The organism is Sodalis-like endosymbiont of Proechinophthirus fluctus, from assembly GCF_001602625.1.
Lineage (GTDB): Bacteria > Pseudomonadota > Gammaproteobacteria > Enterobacterales > Enterobacteriaceae.
Genome location: NZ_LECR01000011.1, coordinates 26099 through 26378, shown reverse-complemented (window position 1 = coordinate 26378; position 280 = coordinate 26099). Strand labels below are relative to the sequence as shown.

Genomic DNA, 280 nt, shown 5'->3' with positions numbered 1-280 from the left:
CAGACGCCATCAGGCTGGAGATGCCGTGCAAAGTAGATCTCCTGCCTGGCTTCGATCGGGGCTGGGTAACGGTGCAGGATGCATCGGCACAGGGCTGCGCCTTGCTACTGGCACCACAGGACGGAGAAGCTATTCTCGATCTGTGCGCCGCTCCTGGCAGCAAGACCACCCATCTTTTGGAGATCGCGCCCGCGGCGCAAGTCACCGCGGTAGATGTGGATGGGCAACGCACGGCACGGATCTATGACAATCTGAAGAGGCTTGGCATGCAGACGGAGGT

The 280-nt window shown here is 60.7% G+C and carries 1 pseudogene; it reads left to right on the top strand.

Annotation, left to right across the window (positions count from 1 at the left end):
• Window positions 1-280, top strand: a pseudogene (locus BG74_RS15780) (16S rRNA (cytosine(967)-C(5))-methyltransferase RsmB); the annotation flags it as partial.